Genomic DNA, 1,712 nt, shown 5'->3' with positions numbered 1-1,712 from the left:
TCAGCCCTTGTTGGCGCCGAGGGTGAGGCCGCTGACGAACTGGCGCTGGAGTGCGAAGTACACGATCAGCGTGGGGATCGCGGTGAGCAGGGCTCCGGCGGCGACGAGGTTGGGGTCGGTGAAGTACTGGCCGGAGAGGTTGTTCAGGGCCGAGGTGATCGGCATGTTCTCGCCGGTGGAGATCAGCACCAGCGCCCAGAAGAAGTCGTTGTAGATCCAGATGGACAGCAGCGTCGCCAGGGCGGCCATCGCGGGCTTGCACAGCGGCAGCACGATCTGCCAGTACAGCCGCCACACCGACGCACCGTCGACGAGGGCCGCCTCGGTGAGCTCGTGGGGCAGGGAGCGCATGTAGTTGCTGAGGACGAAGGCGCAGAACCCGGACTGGAATGCCACGTGGATGAGGACGAGCCCGAGCGCGGAGTCGTACAGCTTGCCGCTCATGGTGATGCCGGGCAGGTCGATGAGCAGGTAGAGCCGGTACAGGGGGGTGATGATGACCTGCTGCGGGAGCAGGTTGCCGGCGGTGAAGACCAGCAGCAGGAAGAGGTTGATGCGGAAGTCGAAGCGGCTGACGTAGAAGGCGACCATGGAGGACAAAAACAGCGTCAGCAGCACCGCGGGGACGGCGATGATGAGGGTGTTCACGAAGTAGTGCGTCATCTCCGACTGGGTGAACGCGTTCGTGAAGTTCTCGAAGCTGAGCTTGTCGGGCCAGGAGACGTAGCCCTTCTCGGAGGTCTCGCCGTAGGGCCGCATGGCCGCGTACAGCGCCCACAGCAGCGGCGCGAGCCAGGCCAGCGCGGCGCCGGCGAGGAAGAGGTGCAGCAGGACGCGGGCGGGGCGGACGGGCGTGCGCTCCTTGCGAGCGGCGGTCGCGGCGGTGGTGTCGACGGTGGTGCTCACGCTTGCCGCTCCTTCCGGAAGGTCGCGATCAGGTAGGGGATGATCACGGCGAGGGAGATCACCAGCAGGACGACGGCGATGGCCGAGCCGTACCCGATGCGGCTGGACTCTCCGATGATGTTGTTGGTGACGAGGATGGAGAGCAGTTCGGTGCCCTCGGCGCCCTTGTTGAAGACGAAGACGAGGTCGAAGGCGCGCAGGGCCTCGATGATGGTGACGACCAGGACGACGGTGTTGGTGGGGCGCAGGGTGGGGAAGATGACGTTCTTGAACGTCTGCCACTCGTTGGCGCCGTCCAGGGCGGAGGCCTCGCGCAGGGAGGGGTCGACGCCCTTGAGGCCGGCCAGGTAGAGGATCATCATGTAGCCGGCGTGGCGCCAGGACGCGGCGATCAGGATGGCCCACAGGTTGAGGTCGGGGTCGCCGATCCAGTCGATGTAGTGGCCGGGTTCGTTGGCGCCGATCAGGCTGTTGATCAGGCCGGTGTCGGGGTTGTAGATCAGCTGCCAGACGAAGCCGATGACCGCGAGCGACATCACGACGGGCAGGAAGAACGCCGTCTGGTAGACGCGGCTGAAGCGGATGTTCTTGTCCAGCTGCACGGCCAGGAACAGGCCCAGCGGTGTGGGGATCAGGATGAGCGCCACGAACCAGACGATGTTGTGCTCGACGGCGGGCCAGAACTGCGGGTTGTTGGTGAACAGTTCCGTGAAGTTGTGCAGCCCGACCCACTTGATGGAGTCGAAGCCGATGCCGTCCCAGGTGGTGAAGGCCAGCAGGATCGACGCCAGGGCCGTCACCCAGAC

The 1,712-nt window shown here is 65.4% G+C and carries 2 protein-coding genes; both read right to left on the bottom strand.

Translation table 11 applies throughout. From position 1 onward, the window contains the following. Nucleotides 1–906, bottom strand: coding sequence for a carbohydrate ABC transporter permease (locus PUR53_RS00225; protein WP_329894519.1), 906 nt, complete (start codon nucleotides 904–906; stop codon nucleotides 1–3). Next, nucleotides 903–1,712, bottom strand: an 810-nt coding sequence (locus tag PUR53_RS00220) for a carbohydrate ABC transporter permease (RefSeq protein ID WP_329906959.1), incomplete at its 5' end; no start/stop codon positions are given. The genes PUR53_RS00220 and PUR53_RS00225, both read right to left, overlap by 4 nt.

It is taken from the genome of Streptomyces sp. SP18BB07, assembly GCF_036322545.1.
Taxonomy (GTDB): Bacteria; Actinomycetota; Actinomycetes; order Streptomycetales; family Streptomycetaceae; genus Streptomyces; species Streptomyces deccanensis.
Note: the sequence above shows the minus strand (reverse complement) of the source record. Positions and strands in the feature narration are given on the sequence as shown.